The organism is Bacteroides sp. CAG:189 (genome assembly GCF_000432295.1).
Lineage (GTDB): Bacteria > Bacteroidota > Bacteroidia > Bacteroidales > Bacteroidaceae > Bacteroides > Bacteroides salyersiae.
Genome location: NZ_HF991107.1, coordinates 1 through 2,169, shown reverse-complemented (window position 1 = coordinate 2,169; position 2,169 = coordinate 1). Strand labels below are relative to the sequence as shown.

Below are 2,169 nucleotides of genomic sequence, written 5' to 3'. Positions count from 1 at the left end.
GAGGATTCTTATTTCTTTCAGATTTTGTCTCTACTTTAACCTCAGAAGGCAACTGTATAAAGATATTGTGTGTGTAACCTAAGGCCAATTCAATGATGTTTCCCTGGTTAGAAGCACGATAACCTACACCGACAAGCTCCAACTCTTTCTTGTAACCTTCAGATACGCCCACAACCATGTTGTGAACCAATGAACGGTACAAACCGTGGAAAGCATGTTTTTGCTTCGGATTATCAAGCATTGCATTTTCGTTTTCACTTAAAGTTACGTGTCCATCTTCAATAGAAACATTGATAGCAGGATTCACATATTGGCTAAGTTCGCCTTTGGGTCCCTTTACGGTAACCACATTATCCTTCAGAGTAACTGTTACTCCCGCAGGAATACTAATGGGTAATTTTCCTATTCTTGACATTGCTTTTTCCTCCTATTAATATACATAACACAATACTTCACCACCGATTTTCAGCTCAGCAGCTTCTTTGTTTGTCATTACACCTTTGGAAGTAGATATAATAGCAATACCCAAACCATTAATAACACGCGGCATATCTTTGTAACCGGTATACTGGCGTAAACCCGGAGAAGATATTCTTACAAGTTTTTTGATTGCGTTAACCTTGTTAACTGAATCGTACTTCAAGGCAACTTTGATCGTTCCCTGAGGACCATCTTCTACAAACTTATAATTAAGGATGTAGCCTTTTTCAAAAAGAATCTTAGTGATTTCTTTTTTCAAATTTGAAGCAGGAACTTCTACTACTCTGTGTTTTGCTTGAATAGCGTTCCGCAACCTCGTCAAATAATCTGCTATTGGATCAGTCATATAATAAATAATTAAATTAATCAGGACTACCCTGACAATATTTAAACAATAAAATTACCAGCTTGCTTTCTTTACACCTGGAATAAGGCCGTTAGATGCCATCTCGCGGAACTGGATTCTTGAAATACCGAATTGACGGATATATCCTTTCGGACGACCAGTCAGCTTGCAACGATTGTGCATGCGGATCGGATTAGAATTCTTAGGCAGTTCCTGCAATTTCTGTGCTGCTTCAAAAGCATCAGCAGGATCACCTGTTCTCACAATTTGCTTCAAAGCAGCTCTTCTTTCGGCATATTTGGCTACTAATTTAGCACGCTTAACTTCGCGTGCTTTCATTGATTCCTTTGCCATAATTTATCAGTCTTTTTTAGCGTTTTTAAACGGTAAACCGAATTCTTTCAACAAGGCATAACCTTCTTCATCTGTTTGTGCAGAGGTTACAAAGGTAATATTCATTCCGAGAATTCTTGTAATACTATCGATATTAATTTCAGGGAAAATTATTTGCTCCTGAATACCAAGGGTATAGTTACCCATTCCATCGAACTTACTTTCAATACCTTTGAAGTCACGGATACGTGGTAGAGCCACGCGAACCAATTTTTCTAGGAATTCGTACATTCTTTCACGACGCAAAGTAACCATTACTCCAATCGGCATCTTCTTACGCAACTTAAAGTTAGCGATATCTTTACGAGAGATAGTTGCTACGGCTTTCTGGCCGGTAATTGCTGTCAACTCGTTAATAGCTACTTCAATGATCTTCTTGTCGGCAACAGCCATACCTAACCCCTGATTGATAACAATCTTCTTAAGTACGGGCACCTGCATTGATGAAGAGTACTGGAACTTTGACTTCAGTGCAGGCGCAATACGCTCTGCTCCCCCCCCCCCCCAGCCATACCCAAACCCTGATTGATAACAATCTTCTTAAGTACGGGTACCTGCATCGAAGAAGTATACTGGAACTGTGATTTCAATGCAGGCGCAATACGCTCTACATATTCTTTCTTAAGGCTTGCAGTATTACTCATTACTTAATCTCCTCTCCTGATTTTTTAGCGATGCGTACTTTAGTACCATCTTCTTTAACTTTAATAGCAACGCGAGTAGGCTTACCAGTTTTCGGATCCACCAATGCAACGTTAGAGATGTGAATAGGTGCTTCCTGTTTAATGATACCACCCTGCGGATTCTTCGCATTCGGTTTAGTACTCTTTGATATCATGTTAAAGCCTTCCACTATCACCTTCTGTTCTTTTACAAGAACCTTCAAAACCTTCCCGGTTTTCCAAGTGCCATTACTACGATCTTGGCTTTTAGATTCTCCCGCTATGATA

At 39.7% G+C, this 2,169-nt stretch carries 6 protein-coding genes; all 6 read right to left on the bottom strand.

The genetic code is table 11. The annotated features are described in order from the left end of the window. Positions 1–415: 50S ribosomal protein L6 (locus tag QVP90_RS14670; RefSeq protein ID WP_288204651.1), on the bottom strand; the 415-nt coding region annotated here is incomplete at its 3' end. A gap of 15 nt (positions 416–430) precedes the next feature. Continuing rightward, positions 431–826, bottom strand: coding sequence for a 30S ribosomal protein S8 (gene rpsH, locus QVP90_RS14665; RefSeq protein ID WP_005929047.1), 396 nt, complete (start codon positions 824–826; stop codon positions 431–433). A gap of 54 nt (positions 827–880) precedes the next feature. Continuing rightward, positions 881–1,180 carry a 30S ribosomal protein S14 gene (rpsN, locus tag QVP90_RS14660; RefSeq protein ID WP_004296337.1) on the bottom strand — a complete coding sequence of 100 codons (300 nt, stop codon included), beginning with the start codon at positions 1,178–1,180 and terminating at the stop codon, positions 881–883. Positions 1,181–1,186: 6 nt separating this feature from the next. After that, positions 1,187–1,702, bottom strand: a complete 516-nt coding sequence (rplE, locus tag QVP90_RS14655) for a 50S ribosomal protein L5 (RefSeq protein ID WP_288204652.1) — start codon at positions 1,700–1,702, stop codon at positions 1,187–1,189. After that, on the bottom strand, positions 1,687–1,863 hold the full coding sequence (locus tag QVP90_RS14650) for a hypothetical protein (protein WP_021936845.1): 177 nt from the start codon (positions 1,861–1,863) through the stop codon (positions 1,687–1,689). The genes rplE and QVP90_RS14650 overlap by 16 nt, the downstream gene beginning before the upstream one ends. Then, positions 1,863–2,168, bottom strand: coding sequence for a 50S ribosomal protein L24 (gene rplX / locus QVP90_RS14645; protein ID WP_288204649.1), 306 nt, complete (start codon positions 2,166–2,168; stop codon positions 1,863–1,865). Before rplX ends, QVP90_RS14650 begins: the two co-directional genes overlap by 1 nt. Position 2,169: the final 1 nt, after the last annotated feature.

Bases quoted from the DNA above. Each gene is read 5' to 3' on its own strand.
- rpsH (WP_005929047.1), bottom strand. From the start codon at position 826: ATGACTGATCCAATAGCAGATTATTTGACGAGGTTGCGGAACGCTATT.
- rpsN (WP_004296337.1), bottom strand. From the start codon at position 1,180: ATGGCAAAGGAATCAATGAAAGCACGCGAAGTTAAGCGTGCTAAATTA.
- QVP90_RS14650 (WP_021936845.1), bottom strand. From the start codon at position 1,863: ATGAGTAATACTGCAAGCCTTAAGAAAGAATATGTAGAGCGTATTGCG.